The sequence below is a fragment of the Dyella dinghuensis genome, from assembly GCF_003977615.1.
Taxonomy (GTDB): Bacteria; Pseudomonadota; Gammaproteobacteria; order Xanthomonadales; family Rhodanobacteraceae; genus Dyella_B; species Dyella_B dinghuensis.
The window spans coordinates 548766-568337 of sequence record NZ_RYZR01000005.1 but is presented as its reverse complement, the minus strand read 5'-3'; the positions used below and the strand labels follow the sequence as shown (position 1 = coordinate 568337).

Below are 19572 nucleotides of genomic sequence, written 5' to 3'. Positions count from 1 at the left end.
ACGCTGGGTTTTGACAGTTGACGAAGTTATGAAACTTTGCCGTAAGTTTCGAGTAATTTTTGCGTATTTTTTTCTGCCGTCGCAGCAAGAGCACAACAAAAAGGCCACCGTGAGGTGGCCTTTTCGATCGTGCTTTGCAGTGTTCGATCAGCGTTTCATCGAATTGAAGAACTCGTCGTTGGACTTGGTGTTCTTCATCTTGTCGAGCATGAATTCCATCGCGGCAAGCTCGTCCATCGGGTGCAGCAGCTTGCGCAGAATCCAGATCTTGGCGAGCAGGTCCGGATCGATCAGCAGATCTTCGCGGCGTGTGCCGGAGCGGTTGATGTCGATCGCCGGGTACACGCGCTTTTCGGAGATGCGGCGAGACAGGTGCACTTCCATGTTGCCGGTGCCCTTGAACTCTTCGTAGATCACCTCGTCCATCTTGCTGCCGGTTTCGATCAGCGCGGTGGCGATGATGGTGAGCGAACCGCCTTCTTCCACGTTACGTGCTGCGCCGAAGAAGCGCTTCGGGCGTTGCAGCGCGTTCGCATCCACGCCACCGGTGAGCACCTTGCCGGAGCTCGGTACCACGGTGTTGTAGGCGCGAGCCAGACGCGTGATGGAGTCGAGCAGAATCACCACGTCTTTCTTGTGTTCGACCAGGCGCTTCGCACGCTCGATCACCATTTCGGCAACCTGCACGTGACGCACGGCGGGTTCGTCGAAGGTGGAGCTGATCACTTCGGCGCGAACGGTGCGGGCGATTTCCGTCACTTCTTCCGGGCGCTCGTCGATCAACAGCATGATCAGGTGCGCATCGGGATGGTTGTACGTGATGGCCTGCGCGATGTTCTGCAGCATCATCGTCTTACCGGATTTCGGCTGCGAGACGATCAGGCCGCGCTGGCCGCGGCCGATCGGCGCGACGAGATCCAGGATGCGTCCGGTGATGTCTTCGCTCGAGCCATTGCCGCGTTCCAGCTTGAACGCCTTACGCGGGAACAGCGGCGTCAGGTTCTCGAACAGCATCTTGTTCTTCGATGCTTCCGGCGGATCGCCGTTGATGTCGTCGACCTTCAGCAGCGCGAAGTAGCGCTCGCCTTCCTTCGGGTGACGCACGCGTCCGGTGATGTAGTCGCCGGTGCGCAGGTTGAAGCGGCGGATCTGGCTGGGCGAGACGTAGATGTCATCCGGGCCGGCGAGGTAGGACTCATCGGCCGAACGCAGGAAGCCGAAGCCGTCCTGCAGGATTTCCAGCACGCCTTCGGCCCAGATGCCGCCGCCGGAGCGGGCGTGGGCCTTGAGGACGTTGAAGATCACATCTTGGCGACGCTGACGTGCAACGCCTTCCTGAAGGCCGAGCGATTCGGCGAACTCCAGCAGCTGAATCGCGTTCTTGCGCTTCAGCTCGGTGAGATTGATGACCCGATCGTTGCTGCCGATGTCGGCGTTCTCGTCATCCACCGGCAGACCGTGCGGATTGTTGCGCGGCGGGGCGCCCGGGCCGTTACCTTGCTGCGGACGATTGCCGCGCTCGTGGCGACGGCGGCGATTGCGATCGTTGTTGCGATCATTGCGGCGATCATTGTTGTAGGCCTGGCCCTGGCCTTGCCCCTGACTCTGACCGCCCTGTTGCTGCGGCTGGCCACTGTTCGGGTTGCCTTGACCGTTCTGGTTCTGGCCACCTTCGTTGCCGCGCGCTTCCTGGCTTTCGCCGTTGTTGTAACGCGGAGCATCGTTGGACACCGTTGGCGTCGGCGCGTCGTAGTGATGCGTCTCGGCGGCGGGCGGAGGTGTTGGCGGCGGTGCCGGCGGCGCGGCCTTTTCGGCGCGAGCCTCCGCCATCGCGGCAGCGGAACGGCGCGGCGCACGAGTGCGCGGCGTATCGCTCGCAGGTTTGTTGTCGGCGCTATTAGCGTCGGAAGAATCTTTGCTTTCGATATCAGACACGGGCAAACCTCACGGGGCGCCGTTGATGACAGGAGGGAGGACGAGCGTTGCGCGGAACGCGCGAGGGGGCGGCACACAGCCCCTACTGAAGAGGAATCTAGCACTCGCCGCGCAGCGCCGTAAAGGGCCTGCGCAGCGAGTCAACGCTACAACAACGAGATTTAGATCGCTTTATCGATCATCTGGGCCAGCTGGCCCTTGCTGACGGCGCCGATCTGGGTGGCTTCCACCTTGCCATTCTTGAAGACCATCAGGGTCGGAATACCGCGCACGCCGTAGGTGCGGGGCGTCTTCTGATTGTGGTCGATGTTCAGCTTCACGATGCGCAGCTTGCCCTCGTATTGCTTGGCGAGGTCTTCCAGCGCTGGCGCGATGGCCTTGCACGGGCCGCACCATTCGGCCCAGAAGTCCAACAGGACAGGGGTATCGGACTTGAGCACTTCCTGGTCGAAGGCGTCGTCGCTCACATGGCTGATTAGTTCGCTCACCGTGGGTCTCCTAGGTAGGCGGGATAACGGGTTAAGGACCGGATGGCGATCATCAGCTACACTACGAGGTGCCCATGAGGCGCGGGTCGATCCGGGAATGGCAACGGTGCCGTTGCGGCTTACGTTCCATTCCAGCCTAAGTCGGGACGCGATTCAAGCGATTCAAGGGCAACAACGACGTACCTGGCTGGCATAGGTGAGGGGGCTTCAGCAGCCTTTTCACCTATGCCGGGTGGGTGCATCCGTCTTTCGGCGCCGCCACGCAGCGCGCCGCATTCATCCACCCGTCCCAAGGTTGACAGAGCATCCGCGGGACCGGGCCGGCGTCTCGGCGTCTGCTCGCACCCAGATACCCTTCATGTCCCAAACTGTCCTAACCGAAACCTTTTTCACACAATTCGACCTGCATCCGCTCCTCCAGCAAGGTCTGGACGAAGCCGGCTTTGCACGTTGCACCCCGATCCAGGCGCTCACGCTGCCGGTGGCACTGACGGGCCGCGATGTCGCCGGCCAGGCGCAGACCGGCACGGGCAAGACCTGCGCCTTCCTGGTCGCGCTGATGAATCGCCTGCTAACGCAACCAGCCGTTGCCGAGCGCAAGGATTCCGATCCGCGCGCACTGGTGATTGCGCCGACGCGCGAACTGGCGATCCAGATCGAAAAAGACGCCAAGAACATCGGCCGCTACACCGGCCTGCGCACCGCGCTGATTTACGGCGGTGTGGATTATGACAAGCAGCGCCAGCAGCTGAAAGACGGCTGCGACATCATCATCGCCACGCCCGGCCGTCTGCTCGATTACCACAAGCAGAATGTGTTCGGCTTCAACGGTGTGGAAGTGATGGTCATCGACGAAGCCGATCGCATGTTCGATCTGGGCTTCATCAAGGATGTGCGCTTTATCTTCCGCCGTCTGCCGGCGCGCGAGCAGCGGCAGGTGCTGCTGTTCTCCGCCACGCTGTCGCATCGCGTGCTGGAGCTGGCGTACGAGCACATGCACAACGCCGAGAAGATGGTGGTCGAAACCGACAACGTCACCGCCGATCGCGTGCGTCAGCAGGTGTTCTTCCCGGCGAAAGAAGAAAAGATGCCGTTGTTGCTGAACCTGCTGAATCAGGCGTCGGCATCGCGCAGCATCATCTTCGTCAACACGAAAGCGGCGGCCGAACGCATTACCGATCGGGTGAAGCGCCAGGGTTATCGCGTGGGCGCGCTGTCGGGCGATGTGCCGCAGCTGAAACGCCAGAAACTGCTGCAACGTTTCCAGGACGGTCAGCTCGATATTCTCGTCTGTACCGACGTCGCGGCGCGCGGCCTGCACATTCCGGCCGTCAGTCACGTCTTCAATTACGACCTGCCGCAGGACGCCGAAGATTACGTACACCGCATCGGCCGTACCGCGCGTCTGGGTGCCGAAGGCGATGCAATCAGCTTCGCCTGCGACCTGTATGCGATGTCGCTGCCCGATATTGAGGAATACATCGGTCAGAAGATTCCGGTCGCCGCGATCGATCCGGGCATGCTGGTGATGCCGGAACCCAAACAGATCGATGCGCAGTTTGCCGCGGAGTCTGCTGCCGACAGCGCCGCCTTCGGCGATAAGGTGAAGCCGCGTGAGGATGCGAAAAAGCCCTCGCGTGGCCCGCGTCGTCCTGATGCACGCCGTGGCGAACGTTCGGGCGGTGCGCCTGAGCGTCGCCGCGAGGATCGCCCGCGCAAGCCGCACGATGTGGCCGTCGCCAAAAGCGATACGCCTTCAACGCAGCCGCCTGCGCAAGCCGATGCAACCACGGGCGAGGCCAAGCGCCGTCGTCGTCGTGGCGGTCGCGGTCGTCGCCGTGAAGGTGCGCCGGGTACCGAGGTGGCCGCCAACCACGCCGTGAACGGAAACAACGGCAACAGCCGTCCGTCGCGACAGGTCGTTGCGCAATCGCCTGCCGGTAGCGAACACGTCGCGCCGAAAAAGCAGGGTTTTTTCCGTCGCCTGACGCGTCTGTTTACCGGTCGTTGAGGCATGTGCCGGGTTCGTCCCGGCCTACGCAGATCGCGTTGATGCTTCCGTGCGCTGGTGCGGTGCGATACACGTAGACGCCGAGTCTGCGATCCGTATCGACTGCACCGACCGCATCGCGACATAAACAAGCGCATTCACAGACGTATCTCTCTCACCATCCTTCCCTTATCCTTGCCGCCAGTGGCAAGACTTAAGGATGGGGAACGCGGTGATCCGCTTCGATCAAGTCAGCAAGCGCTATGAAGGCGGCCACGAGGCCCTTTCGCAGCTTACGTTCGAAGTCGCCAAAGGCGAGATGGCATTTGTCACCGGGCATTCCGGTGCCGGTAAAAGCACGCTGCTCAAATTGCTGGCGCTGATCGAGCGTCCGTCGCACGGGCACATCAGCCTCGACGGCCAGAGTCTGGCCAAGATCGGCCAGAGCGGCATTCCGAAATTGCGGCGCAATCTCGGCATGGTGTTTCAGGATCATCGCCTGCTGATGGATCGCACGGTTTTCGCGAACGTCGAGTTGCCGCTCGTCATCGGCGGCATCGCGCCGCTGGAGCGTGGTCGTCGTGTGCGTGCCGCCCTGGAAAAAGTCGGCTTGCTCGATTACGAACGCCAGTTGCCCGCATCGCTATCGACGGGCGAACAGCAGCGCGTAGGTATCGCACGTGCCATCGTCGTCAAACCGACGGTGCTGATTGCGGACGAACCCACCGGCAATCTCGATCCGCAACTTGCGGTGGAGATCATGGGCCTGTTTGCGGAATTTCAGCAGATCGGCACCACGGTGCTGATTGCCAGTCACGATCTGCCCTTGATCAAACGCATCAAGAAACGGGTGATCGTGCTCGATCACGGCCGTCTGGTCGCGGACGTTTCGGCGGAGGAAGTGCTATGAGCACACCCAACGAAGCGCAAACCGCTGCACGCACCGAACGCAGTCAGCGCCGCCCGGTTTCAAGCTGGCGCGAACATCACGGCTGGAGTGCAGCCAACAGCTTGCGCCGTCTCGCCTCCAAGCCGGTCGGCAGCCTGCTCACCATCGCCGTGATGGGATTGGCGCTGGCGTTGCCGCTCGCGTTCTATCTGCTGCTCTCCAATGTGCAATCGCTGGGCGATGCCTTGGGCCGCAACCAGGTCATCAACGTATTCCTGAAAACCGATCAGGTGGCGAGCAACGCCCAGTTGTTGGCGAAAAAGATCGAGCAGCACGATGGTGTCGCCAACGTCACGGTGAAATCGCCGCAGGAAGGCCTGGACGAACTGAGCAAGATGCAGGGGTTCTCCGATTCGCTGCATGCGCTCGACAACAACCCGCTACCTTACGTGTTGCTGGTGCAGCCGCAGGACGGCGTTTCCGCCGATACCGCCAATCAGCTCGTGGACGATCTGCGCAACGAGCAAGGCGTGGACGTGGTGCAAGACAGCGGCACCTGGCGGCAGCGTCTGGATGCGTTGCTTGGTGTCGGCAATCGCGCGGTGCTGATTCTCGCCGGGTTGTTTGCGTTGGCGGTGTTGCTGGTGGTCGGCAACACGGTGCGCGTCGACATCACCAGCCGCGCCGATGAAATCGGGGTGCTGAAACTGATCGGTGCGAGCCGCGCCTTCGTGCGTCGTCCCTATCTTTACGCGGGCATCTGGTACGGCCTGTTCAGCGGCGTCCTGGCGGTGGCACTGGCGATTGCGATCGAATTCGCGCTGGCCGATCCGGTGGCGCGGCTCAGTCAGGTTTATGAAGGGAAGCTCCACGTGGGCGGCTTGCCACCGTGGCTGCTGCTCGCGGTGCCGGTCGCTGCGGCGGTCCTGGGGTGGCTGGGGGCACGTCTGGTCAGCGCCTGGCAGTTGCGCCGGGCAGCGTGACGGGTCTGGCGGGCGGTGAATCCGTTCGCACCCAATTCGCCTGCGCTAGTGCATGATGATGAAGCCAACGGGCGCAGGGGGTGCCCGCCGACGCACGAGCTGGGAAGCTACGCTTGATCTGATGGGATTTTTTGATGAGTGGAAGTATCAGCAGCCGCGACATCAGCACCGCACCACGTGTGCTGGTGGTGGATGGCTCCAAGGTCGTCCGCCAGCTGATCACGCGTGTACTGACTGCGGAGCTGCCGCAGGCTGAAGTCGTTGGTTGCGGCACGGGTGCCGAGGCGCATCAGCTGCTGCAGAACGGCGTGTTCGATTTCATCACCATCGCGCTGCGCCTTCCCGATATGGATGGATTGGAACTCGCGCGCTACGTGCGCGAATCCGCGCCGCAGATTTACGTACCCATCGTCGTCGTATCCGGCGATGTGGACGATCGCCTGCATCGCCGTTCGCTGGGCGAGCACGTCACCGATTATTTCGATAAATCGCTCGGCTTTCAGGCGCTGGCGGAATTCATCCGCGGATACGTTCGCCCCGAAAGCATTGCCGACGGCACCGTGCTTTACGTCGAAGACAGCCGCGTCGTCGCGCTGGCGACGCGCCGCATGCTGGAAAAGATCGGCCTTACCGTCCGTCACGTCGTGAGCGTGGAAGACGCGATTGCGATGCTCGAGGCCGAACGTGCACAAGGCGCGATCGGCGCGGATGTAGTGCTCACCGACGTCAGCCTCAAAGGCGAACTCACCGGCGGCGATCTGTTGAAATTCATCCGCATCGATTTCGGCTACGGCAAAGGCAAGTTGCCGGTGCTGGTGATGACGGGCGATGAGAATCCGGTGAATCAGGCGGCACTGATTCGCGCCGGCGCCAACGATCTGGTCGAGAAACCGGTCGAAGAGCGCTTGCTCGTCACGAAACTGCTTTTTCAATTGCGCGTGTCGCAACATCTGCGCACGCGCGAAAGTGCATGACGGACGACGATCGCATCAAACTCGAAGCGTCGTGGAAAAGTCGCATCGGCGATTATCTGCAGCGCCCCGAGATGCGCGCGCTTTCCGAATTCCTGCGCGCGGAAAAACACGCCGGCAAAGTGATCTATCCGCCGGGGCCGGAAATCTTCAATGCGTTTACGCACACGCCGTTCGACGCGGTGCGCGTGGTGATCCTCGGGCAGGATCCGTATCACGGTCCGGGGCAGGCGCATGGTTTGTGTTTTTCGGTACGCCCGGGCGTGCCTTCGCCGCCGTCGCTGGTGAATATCTTTAAAGAGATCCAGCGCGACCTCGGCATCGCGGCGCCCGATCATGGGTGCCTTACGCCATGGGCCGATCGGGGCGTGCTGCTGCTCAACGCGGTGCTGACCGTGGAGCGAGGTCTGGCGGCCTCGCATCAGGGCAAAGGCTGGGAAGGTTTTACCGATGCGGCCATCGATGCCCTGAACCGCGAGCGGGAAGGGATCGTCTTCATGCTCTGGGGCTCTTATGCCCAGCGGAAAGGCCAGCTGATCGACACGCGCCGCCATGCGGTGCTCAAGGCTGTCCATCCGTCCCCGCTTTCGGCCCATCGGGGCTTTATCGGCTGCGGTCATTTCTCGGCGGCCAACCGGTATCTGGAGACCCAGGGCCAGGCCCCCGTCGACTGGTCGCTGCCGCCCCGGGCCCAGCTGGAAACGGCTTTGTGACCGACAGCCCACATCCTGTTCATCTCCCTAAAGTCATGCTTGAAAGCCTGCTCCAAGGGACCATTGAACATGGACAAGGCCGGGCCATTCGTGTACTATTCGGTACATAAAAGGCGCCGGAACTCTCGGTGCCTTTAGCACTCCAAGTATCAGAGTGCTAAGCTGACCCCATTCAGGAGGTTCCAACATGTCCCAAGCCTTGGCGACGGCCACTTTGTCGGTCCCCAGCGTCGTCGGCAGTCTGGATGCCTACATCTCGGCGGTTCACCGGATTCCGGTGCTCACCCAGGATGAGGAGCAAGACCTGTCGCGCCGCTATCAAGCGGACGAGGATCTCGATTCCGCCCGCAAGCTGGTGATGTCGCATCTGCGTTTTGTGGTGCACGTGGCCCGCGGTTACAGCGGCTACGGTTTGCAGCTGTCCGACCTTATTCAGGAAGGCAACATCGGCCTGATGAAGGCGGTCAAGCGTTTCGACCCCGATCAGGGCGTGCGCCTGGTGAGTTTTGCCGTACATTGGATTCGCGCGGAAATGCACGAGTTCATCCTGCGCAACTGGCGCATCGTGAAGGTCGCCACGACCAAGGCGCAGCGCAAGCTGTTCTTCAACCTGCGCAAGAGCAAGAAGCGCCTGGGCTGGATGAATGCCGAAGAAGTGCGCGTGATCGCCCAAGACCTCGGCGTGCCGGAAGCGACGGTTCGTGAGATGGAATCGCGCCTGTCCGGTCGCGACATCGGTTTTGAAGCGCCGGCCGACGCCGACGAAGACGCCAAGCCCGCACCGGCCGCGTTCCTCATCGACGAGGGTGCCGATCCGTACGACAACGTCTCCGATGCCGATCAGTCCGACAACCAGCTCGAAACGCTGTCGGCTGCGCTGCAGAAGCTCGACGAACGTTCGCGCGACATCATCCAGCGCCGCTGGCTCAACGACGACAAGGCCACGCTGCAGGATCTGGCCGACGAATACGGTGTCTCTGCCGAACGTATCCGTCAGGTCGAGGCCAACGCCATGAAGAAAATGCGTGGTCTGTTCGCAGCCTGAGCATCGCCGACGTGCGATGGAAAGAGGCCTCCCTTGCGGAGGCCTTTTTTGTTTGAGTCCGCTGTGTTTAAGTCCGTGTGGATTTCCGAGCCGGCTGATGCATGTCACACGTTCTGGTCATTGAAGACGACGAGATCACCGCGCGCGAAATCGCGCTGGAGCTAGCTGCGCATGGCATCAGCGCGGATCGCGTCAACGACGGTCTGCAAGGATTGCAGCGCGCGCAGGAACCCATCTACGACGCCATCACGCTCGATCTCATGCTTCCCGGCATGGACGGACTCACCCTCGTCACGCAATTGCGCGAGCGCGGTATCCGAACGCCGGTGCTGATGATCAGCGCGCTGGGCGATGTGAATGAACGCGTGCGTGGTTTGCGTGCAGGCGGCGACGATTACCTCACCAAGCCTTTCGCTCCCGACGAAATGGCTGCGCGCATCGAAGTGCTGCTTCGCCGACATCGGCAGGAACCCTCGGCGCAAACGCGCTTGCGTGTCGCCGATCTGGAACTGGACATGATCACGCGTATCGCGCGTCGCGGTAATCGCGAATTGACGCTACTACCCACGGAATACCGGCTGCTGGAATTCCTGATGCGTTATCCGGGACAGGTACTCACACGCGCGATGATTTTCGAAAGCGTATGGGGCCTGCGTTTTGATCCTGGCACCAATCTGATCGATGTGCATATCGCACGCCTGCGCCGCAAGGTGGATATCGATGGCGAACCTTCGTTGATTCGCACCATGCGCGGATCGGGATACCGCCTTGGCTAATCGAAACAAAGATTGGTCCATGCATTGGCGTGCAACCACGTCGCGCCTGCTTCTGAGCTACGGTCTGTTCTTCGTGATCTGGGGCACCGTGCTGCTCGGTTCGATTTATTGGGAAACCATTCATTATCTTGAGGTGCGCACGGATCGCGACCTCATTCAGCAAATCAGCTATCTGAAACACATCGATCCTGCGCGTTTGCCGACGATGCTCGACGACTATGTGTTGCTGGAGGATGCCAACTACAACGCATGGGGCCTGTTTGATGCGCATGGCAACTGGGTCTCCGGCGATGTCGTCCAGCTTCCGCCGGCGCTCAAGGTCGATGGCGATCCCATGCGCGTAGAGGCCGACACCATCATTGCGCGCGATGCATTGCCTGCGGTGCAGGACCTGACGGTGATTGCAGCGCGTCTGGACGACAACCGCGTGCTTGCATTGGCACACACCACCGGCGTGACGGCGCACGTCAGCGGCATCATCAGGCACGCCTTGTGGTGGGGACTTTCGTTTACGCTGGTACCGGGCCTGCTCGGCGGTTTGATTCTCAATCGCGCGCCGCGCCGGCGCATTCGTCAGATCGAAAGCGCGACGCAACCGATCATGCACGGCGATCTTCGCCAGCGCTTACCAATCAGCGGACGCGGTGACGAACTGGACCGGCTTGCCGCCATCGTCAATGACGTGCTCGATCAGATCGAACGCTTGATGGGTGAAGTAAAAGGCGTTTGCGACAACATTGCGCACGACCTGCGCACGCCGCTGACGCGTTTGCGCTCGCAGCTGTATCGCATCGAACAGGAAATGGAAGAAAGCGATCCGCACGCCGAACTCATCGAGCGCTGTGTGGGCGATGTGGACGACGTGCTGGCACGCTTCCGCGCCTTGTTGCGTATTTCCGAACTGGAAGACCGTCGCCGGCGCGAAGGGTTTGTCGCCGTCGATCTGGGCGAGACCTTGCAACACGTGTACGAGTTGTACGCGCCGTTGGCCGAGGATCAGCAATTGCAGTTCGCGCTGCACGCCGATCCGGGCTTGATCGCGCAGGCCGATCCCGATCTGTTATTCGAGGCACTTGGAAACCTGGTCGGTAACGCCATCAAGTTCACGCCCGCGGGAGGGCAGGTCACGTTGAGCGCCAAGCGCATCGAGCTAGGCGTAGCGCGCGTGGAAGTCGCCGACAGCGGCCCCGGTATCCCGCAAGAGCAGCGCCAGGCCGTCTGGCAACGCTTTTATCGCGGCGATGGCAGCCGGGAAACCACTGGCCATGGGCTGGGCCTGAGCATCGTGGCGGCCATCGCCAAGCTGCACGATTTCGAGCTTTATATCGACAGCGCTGAGACGGGCGCCCGCATCGGCATGGATATCCGTCTGCAGCCCGTCGCTTGAACAAAAAAACCAATGAGGCCGTGCATTTGGGCCTAAATGAAACAATCTTCATGCCCATGAAAGGGCCCCCGATTCCCACAGGCAGATAATCGCCCGGCCATCCACGTGGTGTCGCCGGAAGCTGCCGTATGTTGGGATTAGTCAGAATCGCCCTCGCGCGCCCCTATACCTTCATCGTCCTCGCGCTTTTCATTTTGATTGCCGGGCCGCTGGCCGCGTTGCGCACGCCTACCGACATCTTCCCGAACATCGGCATTCCGGTGATCAGCGTGGTGTGGACGTACAACGGTTTGTCGCCGAGCGACATGTCGGGCCGTGTCATCTACTACTACGAGCGTCAGCTCACCAACAGCGTGAACGATATCGAGCACATCGAATCGCAATCGCTGCCGGGCATCGGCGTGGTGAAGATTTTCTTCCAGCCCGGTGTGGACATTCGTACGGCGACCGCGCAGGTCACCTCGATTTCGCAGACGGTGCTCAAGCAGATGCCGGCAGGCATCACGCCGCCGCAGATCATCAACTACAACGCATCGACGGTGCCGATCCTGCAGATGGCGTTGTCGAGCCCCAAGCTCAACGAGCAACAGATTCTCGATACGGCGCAGAACTTCCTGCGTCCCACGCTCGTCACCGTGCCGGGCATCGTGGTTCCCACGCCTTACGGCGGCAAGATTCGCGAAGTCATGCTCGATCTCGATCCGCAGGCGCTCGCCGCCGAGGGGCTTTCTGCGCAGGACGTGGGTAATGCGCTCGCTGCGCAGAACCAGATCGTGCCGGTGGGCACGATCAAGATCGGGCATAACGAATACACGGTGCAGCTCAACGATAGTCCGACGGCGATCCAGGACTTGAACAATCTGCCGATCAAGACCGTCAACGGTGCAACGATCACCATCGGCCAGGTGGCGCATGTGCGTGATGGTTCGCCGCCACAGGAAAACGTCGTGCGCGTAGACGGTCATCGTGCCGTGCTGATGACTGCGCTCAAGGGCGGCAGTGTTTCCACGCTCGCGGTGGTGGCAGGCATCAAGAAGCTGCTGCCGCTGATCCACGAAACGATGCCGCCGTCGCTGCACATCAAATTACTGGGCGATCAATCGGTATTCGTGAAAGAAGCCATTTCATCGGTTGCGCGTGAAGGCATCATCGCCGCGTGCCTCACGTCGCTGATGATTTTGATCTTCCTGGGCAGCTGGCGTTCCACCGTCATCATTGCCGTGTCGATTCCGCTTGCGATTCTTTCTGCCATTGCGCTGCTTGCCGCGACCGGCCAAACCTTGAATGTGATGACGCTTGGCGGTCTTGCGCTTGCTGTCGGCATTCTCGTGGACGACGCGACGGTGACGATCGAGAACATCAACTGGCATCTGGAGCAGGGCAAGGATGTGCATACGGCGATCATGGATGGCGCCAAGCAGATCGTAACGCCCGCCTTTGTTTCGCTACTCTGCATCTGCATCGTGTTCGTGCCGATGTTCATGCTCGAAGGTATCGCGGGCTTCTTGTTCCGGCCAATGGCGCTGTCGGTGATCTTTGCGATGGTGTCGTCCTTTGTGCTGTCGCGCACGCTGGTGCCGACACTGGCAATGTACCTGCTGAAACCGCATGTGGTGGAGGCCGATCCGGGCGATCATCCGGAAGATCCTTTCATCAATCACCACGTGGGGGATCAGCATCCCGTCATCCGTCGTGGCCGCATCCGCCTGGCGCTGGTGAAGTTTCAACAGAATTTCGAGCATCGTTTTGCGAAAATTCGCGATGCCTACTACGGCACGCTGTCGCTCGCACTGGGAGCGCGCAGGCGCTTCGTCATAGGCTTTCTCGCCGTTGTGCTCGTGTCATTCGCATTGGTGCCGTTCCTCGGCATGGATTTCTTCCCGACGACCGACGCAGGTGCCATTGCGATTCACGTTCGCGCACCGGTGGGTACGCGTATTGAAGATACGGCGGCCGAGTTCGATCATGTTGAAAATGCCATCCGCCGCGTGATTCCGCCGTCGCAGCTGGACAACATCATCGACAACATCGGCTTGCCTTCGAGCGGTACCAACATGGTGTACAGCAATAGCGGCACCATCGGTTCGCAGGACGGCGATATCCAGGTGTTGCTCAATCCCGGTCATGATCCGAGTGCCGAATTCGTGCGGAAACTGCGCGAAGTACTGCCGCGCCAATTCCCCGGTACGACGTTCTCGTTTCTGCCGGCGGACATGGCCACGCAGATTCTGAACTTCGGTGCGCCTGCGCCGCTGGATGTGAAAGTGTCGGGGCGCAACGGTGAAGCCAACGAGGCCTACGCGATTGAACTGCTGCGCAAGATGCAGGCCATTCCCGGCATTGCCGATGTGCGCATCCAGCAATCGAACTCGGCACCGCAGTTGAACGTCAATGTCGATCGCGTGCGCGCCGATCAGCTCGGTATCACCGAACGCGATGTCACTGACAGCATGGTGGCGTCGCTCGCCGGCACGCAGCAGGTTGCACCGACGTTCTGGCTGAATCCGCGCAACGGCGTGTCGTATCCGGTCGTTGCGCAAACCCCGCAATATCGCATGGATACGTTGCCGGCGCTGCAGAGTCTCCCCGTGACTGCATCGGGTACCGGTGCGCAACAGACACTCGGTGCGCTGGCAAGCATCGAGCGCACTTCAACGGCTGCCGTAGTGACGCATTACAACATCGCTCCCTCGTACGATATTTTCGCCGCGGTGCAAGGCCGCGATCTTGGAGCCGTCGCGGGTGATGTGCAGAAAGTGCTGGACGGTGCAGCAAAAGATCGCCCGAAAGGTTCCACGGTGGGACTGTTCGGTCAGGTGACGGCGATGCACGTCGCATTCTCCGGCCTGCTGTTCGGATTGCTTGGCGCGATCGTGCTGATCTACATGCTGATCGTAGTGAACTTCCAGTCCTGGATGGACCCGTTCGTGATCATCACGGCACTCCCAGCTGCATTGGCCGGTATCGTGTGGATGCTCTTCATCACGCACACGACGCTCTCCGTGCCTGCACTGACCGGCGCCATCATGTGCATGGGTGTGGCAACGGCCAACTCCATTCTTGTGGTGAGCTTCTGCCGCGAGCGCCTTGCCGAACACGGCGATGCCGTAAAAGCGGCGCTCGAAGCGGGCTTCACTCGCTTCCGCCCCGTTTGCATGACGGCGCTGGCGATGATCATCGGTATGTTGCCGATGGCGTTGTCCCAGGAACAGAACTCGCCACTCGGCCGCGCGGTGATCGGCGGCCTGTTATTCGCTACAGCTGCCACGCTGCTGTTTGTGCCGGTCGTTTTCAGCATCGTGCATGGGCGCGAACACCATGCATCGTCTACCGATCCAGTCAATGGACTTCCCCATGTCGCATAACTCCATGCCCATACAGTCGTCGCAAAAGCCGCCGCGCCTGAAAGGCGTCGCCATTGTGGGTGTCACAGTGGCTGTGCTTGCTGTCGTGCTAGGTCTGGCTATCCGCTATCGCCAGCATCATGAGTTGGTGCAATGGACGGACGCACAGTTGATTCCCAGCGTACGGCTCGCGCCGTCTTCCGATCCGGCAAAGTTGCACGCGATCACGCTGCCCGGTCATCTGGATGCGTGGTACACCGCGCCGATCCATGCGCGTGTCGATGGTTATCTGAAGAGCTGGTACAAGGACATCGGCGCCAAGGTGAAGACGGGCGATGTGCTCGCCAGCATCGATACACCGGAACTCGATCAGCAACTGGAGCAAGCCAAGGCGGTGCTGGTAAAAGCGCAAGCCGATGCCAAGCTCGCCAACATTACCTCGCAGCGCTGGCAGCATTTGCTCGCTTCCGATTCGGTGTCGAAACAGGAAGCCGATGAAAAAAGCGGCGAAGCAGCGGCAGCCGAAGCCACCGTGTTGGCAGCGAAGGCCGATGTCGATCGTCTGAGTGCGCTGGAAGGGTTCAAGAACATTACGGCGCCCTTCACCGGCACTGTCACCGCACGCCGAACCGACGTGGGTGATTTGATTACCGCAAACAGCCCCAGCAGCCCGGAGTTGTTCGAAGTAGCCGACGTTAGCCGCATGCGTTTATACGTGCCGATTCCCGAAGTGGATGCGAGTGCGATCAAACCGGGTATGAAGGCGGAACTGAGCGTACCCGAGATGCCGGGACGCACATTCGAGGCGACATTGATCGGTACGTCGGAAGCGATCAGCCAAAGTTCCGGCAGCCTGCTCGCACAGTTCGAGGCGAACAACAGCGACGGCGCCTTGAAGCCGGGCGATTACGCGGATGTAAGGCTCGATCTTTCCGTCAATCCGAACCTCGTCAGCGTTCCAGCGAGTGCGTTGATCTTCCGCTCGCAAGGTCCGCAGATCGCCGTGCTGGATTCCGATGGTCGCGTCAGTTTGCGCAAAGTACACATCGCGCTGGATCTCGGCACGTCCTTGCAGATCGACAAGGGGCTGACGGTCACCGATCGCGTCATCGAGAATCCACCGGATTCGCTGATGGATGGCGACAAAGTACGCGTTGACGAAACACCCGACGACAGTGCCGCCTTGCATCAGGCGGCTGCGGAGGATCCAAGCCATGATACGCGCTGATCGCTTGTTTGCCGGTGTCGCTGCAGCGCTGCTGTTGGGCGGTTGTTCGCTGGCGCCCACGTATCACACGCCATCGTTGCCGCCGATGCCCGCGACGTTCAAGGAAGCAGGCACCGCTTGGCGTGTCGCATCGCCGGCTGATCAAGCGCCGCGTGGCGACTGGTGGTCGGTTTACAGCGACGGCACGCTTGCAAAGCTGGAATCCCAACTCGACGCGGACAATCCATCGCTGGCAGCGGCGCTGGCGCGTTACGACACCGCGCGTGCATATGAAAGCCAGCTCCAATCCGGCTTGTTTCCGCATTTCGGTGTGATGGCCAATCCGATTCACGCGCGCCAGTCGGACAATCGTCCACTGCGCGGCAGCAACGAGCCCAACGAGTACGACAGCGATACCGTCGGTGCGAGCGCGAGCTACGATCTGGATCTGTGGGGGCGTATTCGCAATGAAGTCGGGCAGGGGCGTGCCTTATCCGAGGCAGCGAAGGCGGATCTTGCCAACGCGAAACTCAGTCTTGAAGCGCAACTGGCGGACGACTACGTACGGCTGCGCGGTTACGACATTCAAGCGGGCATTCTCGACGATACGTTGAACGCTTATCAGCGCGCGTTGACGTTGACGGAGAATCGTCACGCTGGCGGCATCGCTTCGGGCCTTGACGTGTCGCGAGCCCAGGCGCAGTTGCACGACGCGCAAGCGCAAGTCACCGATGTGCAGGCGCAACGCGCGTTGGTCGAACATGCGATCGCGGCGCTCGTGGGTGTGCCTGCATCCAGCTTCTCGCTGGCACCTCAGCGCGAACAGCTTGAAGTTCCGATAACGCCGGTCGGCGTTCCATCGACTTTGCTTGAGCGCCGCCCGGACATCGCTGCCGCAGAACGGCGTGTCTACTCAGCCAATGCAGGCATTGGTGTGGCGCGCGCGGCGTTTTTCCCCGATCTCAGCTTGTCGGGCAGTTACGGTTTCCAGAACACGGGGCTTGGAAATCTGCTGGCCATCGGCAACCGCTTCTGGGCACTCGGGCCGTTGGCGACACTCGACCTTTTCGACGGCGGTTTGCGTCGCGCGAAAGTACGCGAAGCACATGCGGAATTCGCCGAAGCATCGGCGGACTATCGTCAGACGGTGCTGGGTGCCTTTCGCGAAGTCGAGGACGATCTGGTGTTGCTGCGCGATCTGGGCGTCGAAGCGGGGCAGGAAGACGAAGCCGTTCAAGCCGCGCAGAAAACGCAGTCCATCGCCAACAACCGTTATCGCGAAGGCATCGTGAACTATCTCGAAGTGGTCACGGCGCAAACAGCGGCGTTGTCGGCCGAGCGCAGTGCGGAAACCATTCGTACCCGCCGCCTGCAGGCAAGCGTGGATTTGATTCGTGCGCTGGGCGGCGGCTGGACTCGCGAGCAGGCGGGTATGGATGCCACCGCGACGGCGCAAGCGAACACAGTGCAGAAAGCTCAGTAAAGATCGACCGGATCGACATCAATCGACCAGCGCACCTTGCGTGCGCTGGGCAATTGCGACAGCTGCATCCACCACGGCCGCAGTGCCGTATGCAGATTTCGGCGCGTCGCCGACTCGATCAGCAATTGACCGCGATGCCGCCCCGCGCGCAGCGGCATCGGTGCTTGCATCGGCCCGGAGATCTGCCATTCGGTCACATCGGGCAATGCGTCTCGCGCTTCCGACAGAAAGGCATCGACGACAGGGCGTTGATGCGCTTCGGCACGCAACAATACTTGATGGCCGTATGGCGGCAATCCGGCTTGCTTGCGTTCTGCGAGCAACTGTTTTGCTGCAAAACCATATCCGTTTGCGAGCAAGCTGCGCAAAAGCAGATGATCGGGATGATGGGTTTGCAACAGCACGCGCCCGGGTTTGCGTGCGCGCCCCGCGCGCCCTGCAACTTGCACGACCAGTTGCGCGAGGCGTTCGCCCGCGCGGAAGTCGATGCTGAGCAAACCTTCGTCCACGCCGACAATGGCGACCAGTGTGAGGTTGGGTAGATCGTGCCCCTTTGCCAGCATCTGCGTGCCGACCAGAATCGCGGGAGCATCGGATTGCAGATTGTCGAGCAACGTTTCGAATGCATCGCGGTGACGCGTGGTTTCGCGGTCGATGCGCAATACAGGCATTTGCGGAAACTGCGCAACAAGCGCTTCTTCCAGGCGTTCAGTACCTTGACCCTGCGGTTTCAGCTCAGTGCTGCCGCACGCCGGGCACGCTGCCGGTACGCCGGTCTGGTAATCGCAGTGATGGCAGATCAATCGCCGCCGGGCGGCATGCAGCGTGAGCGGGTGTTCGCAGCGCGGGCAATCGGCGTGCCAGCCGCAGCTGTAACACAGCAGCACCGGCGCGTAGCCGCGGCGGTTGCGGAATACCAGCACCTGCTCGCCGCGCGCCACTGTTTCGCCGATCGTATGCATCAGTGCCGGTGAAAGACCGTGATCCAACCGCTGCGCACGCATGTCGATGATCTGCACTTGCGGCGGATGGGCTGCGCTGGGTCGCGAGCGCAGATGTAGACCGTGATAGCGGCCCGCTTCGACGTTGGCCAGACTTTCCAGTGACGGCGTCGCCGATCCAAGCAGCACCGGCACGTTCAGTGCCCGAGCGCGCACCAGCGCTAGATCGCGTGCGTGATAACGAAAGCCTTCCTGTTGTTTGTACGCGTTGTCGTGCTCTTCATCGACGATGATCAGGCCCGCGTGCGGTAGCGGCGTAAACACGGCCGAGCGCGTACCCAACACGACGCGCGCTTCGCCGGAGCGCATGCGCAGCCACGCGCGTGCGCGCTCACCTTCGGCGAGATTGGAATGCAGTACTTCAACCGGCACGCCGAGGCGTTCGCGAAGCCGCCGTACGGTTTGCGGTGCGAGGCCGATTTCGGGCACGAGTAGGAGCGCCTGTTTGCCTTGTGCAAGCGTCTGCGCGATCAGCGCAAGGTAGACCTCGGTCTTGCCGCTGCCGGTGACACCGTCGAGCAGAAAAGCCTGAAAGCTGCCGAGTGCCTTGGCGACAGCGGCTACAGCGGCTTCCTGTTCTGGATGCAATGCTGGAGCGCTCGTCACCAAGTCGAGATGCGACGTTTGCGCTCGCTCGTCGCGCTCGACCAAACCCGCGTCGACAAGCCGTCGCGCCGCGGCACGCCAATCGGCAATGGAGATGTCCAGCTCGGCGGCGGACATCGGACCCTCGCTCAATGCCTGCAACAGGGCGCGACTGCTGCCGCGGCGGCTGCCTGCATCGCGTGCGCTCTCGCCGGCCATCGTCAACCGCCAGATCGGTTCGCCGGTTTCCGGCAACGGTTTGTCTTCGCGCAGCAGCAGAGGTAGCGCATTGGCGTAGGCTTCGCCCGGCGCGCCAAGCCAATAGTCGCTGGCCCAGGCCAGCGTCTGCATCAGTTCGGCATCGAGTAACGGTGTTTCATCCAGCACCTTGAGCACGCGCTTGAGTCGCGCGCTGCCAACCGTCGTCGGAACATCGACCTCGATCACCACGCCCACGGCCTTGCCGCGCCCAAACGGCACAAGTACGCGACCGCCAACCACCGCTTCGCCACTGGCGGGCGGCAAGTAGTCGAAGAGCGTGGGCAGCGGTACCGGTAAGGCGACGCGAAGGACGGATGGCATGGATAGGAAGTAGGCCCCGATACCGGTTCGAGTGTATCGCGAGCTGATCGCGGCCCCTACGAAAAAACGACGAGAGATGTTGCGATCAGTGCTTGCCCGCGATTGCTGCCCTGTCATCTAGGAACAACGGCTAAGTGGCTCTACGGAACGTGGTTTTTCCCTTATCCACAAGAGCTGTGGATAAGTCTGTGGA

14 protein-coding genes are annotated in these 19572 nt (G+C 61.3%); 11 read left to right on the top strand and 3 right to left on the bottom strand.

Annotated elements, in window-relative coordinates:
• Window positions 1-147: 147 nt before the first annotated feature.
• Window positions 148-1935, bottom strand: a complete 1788-nt coding sequence (gene rho / locus EKH79_RS10115; protein ID WP_126673659.1) for a transcription termination factor Rho — start codon at window positions 1933-1935, stop codon at window positions 148-150.
• Window positions 1936-2096: 161 nt separating this feature from the next.
• A complete protein-coding gene (trxA, locus tag EKH79_RS10110) occupies window positions 2097-2423 on the bottom strand; it encodes a thioredoxin TrxA (RefSeq protein WP_126673658.1) in 327 nt (108 codons plus the stop codon).
• Between the two features lie 358 nt (window positions 2424-2781).
• Between trxA and EKH79_RS10105 the strand changes: the two genes are divergently transcribed.
• The 11 genes from EKH79_RS10105 (at window position 2782) to EKH79_RS10055 (ending at window position 17211) form a co-directional block, all read left to right on the top strand.
• A complete protein-coding gene (locus EKH79_RS10105) occupies window positions 2782-4434 on the top strand; it encodes a DEAD/DEAH box helicase (RefSeq protein ID WP_126673657.1) in 1653 nt (550 codons plus the stop codon).
• A 211-nt stretch (window positions 4435-4645) separates the two neighbouring features.
• Window positions 4646-5323, top strand: a complete 678-nt coding sequence (gene ftsE / locus EKH79_RS10100) for a cell division ATP-binding protein FtsE (RefSeq protein WP_126673878.1) — start codon at window positions 4646-4648, stop codon at window positions 5321-5323.
• Window positions 5320-6285, top strand: a complete 966-nt coding sequence (ftsX, locus tag EKH79_RS10095; protein ID WP_126673656.1) for a permease-like cell division protein FtsX — start codon at window positions 5320-5322, stop codon at window positions 6283-6285. Before ftsE ends, ftsX begins: the two co-directional genes overlap by 4 nt.
• 134 nt (window positions 6286-6419) lie before the next feature.
• Window positions 6420-7259 (top strand): response regulator, encoded by an 840-nt coding sequence (locus tag EKH79_RS10090; protein ID WP_126673655.1) that lies wholly within the window; start codon window positions 6420-6422, stop codon window positions 7257-7259.
• A complete protein-coding gene (gene ung / locus EKH79_RS10085) occupies window positions 7256-7969 on the top strand; it encodes a uracil-DNA glycosylase (RefSeq protein ID WP_126673654.1) in 714 nt (237 codons plus the stop codon). The genes EKH79_RS10090 and ung overlap by 4 nt, the downstream gene beginning before the upstream one ends.
• Before the next feature lie 187 nt (window positions 7970-8156).
• The gene (rpoH, locus tag EKH79_RS10080) at window positions 8157-9014 is read left to right on the top strand and encodes an RNA polymerase sigma factor RpoH (RefSeq protein WP_126673653.1); all 858 of its coding nucleotides are present in this window, start codon (window positions 8157-8159) and stop codon (window positions 9012-9014) included.
• Window positions 9015-9115: 101 nt separating this feature from the next.
• Window positions 9116-9790: a response regulator transcription factor gene (locus EKH79_RS10075; protein WP_126673652.1), complete on the top strand. Its 675-nt coding sequence runs from the start codon at window positions 9116-9118 to the stop codon at window positions 9788-9790.
• A gap of 19 nt (window positions 9791-9809) precedes the next feature.
• Window positions 9810-11177, top strand: a complete 1368-nt coding sequence (locus EKH79_RS10070) for a sensor histidine kinase (RefSeq protein WP_126673651.1) — start codon at window positions 9810-9812, stop codon at window positions 11175-11177.
• A 128-nt stretch (window positions 11178-11305) separates the two neighbouring features.
• Window positions 11306-14542 carry an efflux RND transporter permease subunit gene (locus EKH79_RS10065; RefSeq protein ID WP_126673650.1) on the top strand — a complete coding sequence of 1079 codons (3237 nt, stop codon included), beginning with the start codon at window positions 11306-11308 and terminating at the stop codon, window positions 14540-14542.
• On the top strand, window positions 14532-15749 hold the full coding sequence (locus tag EKH79_RS10060; protein ID WP_126673649.1) for an efflux RND transporter periplasmic adaptor subunit: 1218 nt from the start codon (window positions 14532-14534) through the stop codon (window positions 15747-15749). The genes EKH79_RS10065 and EKH79_RS10060 overlap by 11 nt, the downstream gene beginning before the upstream one ends.
• Window positions 15736-17211, top strand: coding sequence for an efflux transporter outer membrane subunit (locus EKH79_RS10055; RefSeq protein ID WP_126673648.1), 1476 nt, complete (start codon window positions 15736-15738; stop codon window positions 17209-17211). The genes EKH79_RS10060 and EKH79_RS10055 overlap by 14 nt, the downstream gene beginning before the upstream one ends.
• Here EKH79_RS10055 and EKH79_RS10050 read toward each other — a convergent pair.
• The gene (locus tag EKH79_RS10050; protein WP_126673647.1) at window positions 17205-19379 is read right to left on the bottom strand and encodes a primosomal protein N'; all 2175 of its coding nucleotides are present in this window, start codon (window positions 19377-19379) and stop codon (window positions 17205-17207) included. The two genes, EKH79_RS10055 and EKH79_RS10050, sit on opposite strands and share 7 nt — an antisense overlap.
• Between the last annotated feature and the right edge of the window lie 193 nt (window positions 19380-19572).

Bases quoted from the DNA above. Each gene is read 5' to 3' on its own strand.
- EKH79_RS10090 (WP_126673655.1), top strand. From the start codon at position 6,420: ATGAGTGGAAGTATCAGCAGCCGCGACATCAGCACCGCACCACGTGTG.
- ung (WP_126673654.1), top strand. From the start codon at position 7,256: ATGACGGACGACGATCGCATCAAACTCGAAGCGTCGTGGAAAAGTCGC.
- EKH79_RS10060 (WP_126673649.1), top strand. From the start codon at position 14,532: ATGTCGCATAACTCCATGCCCATACAGTCGTCGCAAAAGCCGCCGCGC.
- EKH79_RS10070 (WP_126673651.1), top strand. From the start codon at position 9,810: ATGCATTGGCGTGCAACCACGTCGCGCCTGCTTCTGAGCTACGGTCTG.
- rpoH (WP_126673653.1), top strand. From the start codon at position 8,157: ATGTCCCAAGCCTTGGCGACGGCCACTTTGTCGGTCCCCAGCGTCGTC.
- ftsX (WP_126673656.1), top strand. From the start codon at position 5,320: ATGAGCACACCCAACGAAGCGCAAACCGCTGCACGCACCGAACGCAGT.
- EKH79_RS10065 (WP_126673650.1), top strand. From the start codon at position 11,306: ATGTTGGGATTAGTCAGAATCGCCCTCGCGCGCCCCTATACCTTCATC.
- EKH79_RS10050 (WP_126673647.1), bottom strand. From the start codon at position 19,379: ATGCCATCCGTCCTTCGCGTCGCCTTACCGGTACCGCTGCCCACGCTC.
- EKH79_RS10075 (WP_126673652.1), top strand. From the start codon at position 9,116: ATGTCACACGTTCTGGTCATTGAAGACGACGAGATCACCGCGCGCGAA.
- EKH79_RS10055 (WP_126673648.1), top strand. From the start codon at position 15,736: ATGATACGCGCTGATCGCTTGTTTGCCGGTGTCGCTGCAGCGCTGCTG.
- EKH79_RS10105 (WP_126673657.1), top strand. From the start codon at position 2,782: ATGTCCCAAACTGTCCTAACCGAAACCTTTTTCACACAATTCGACCTG.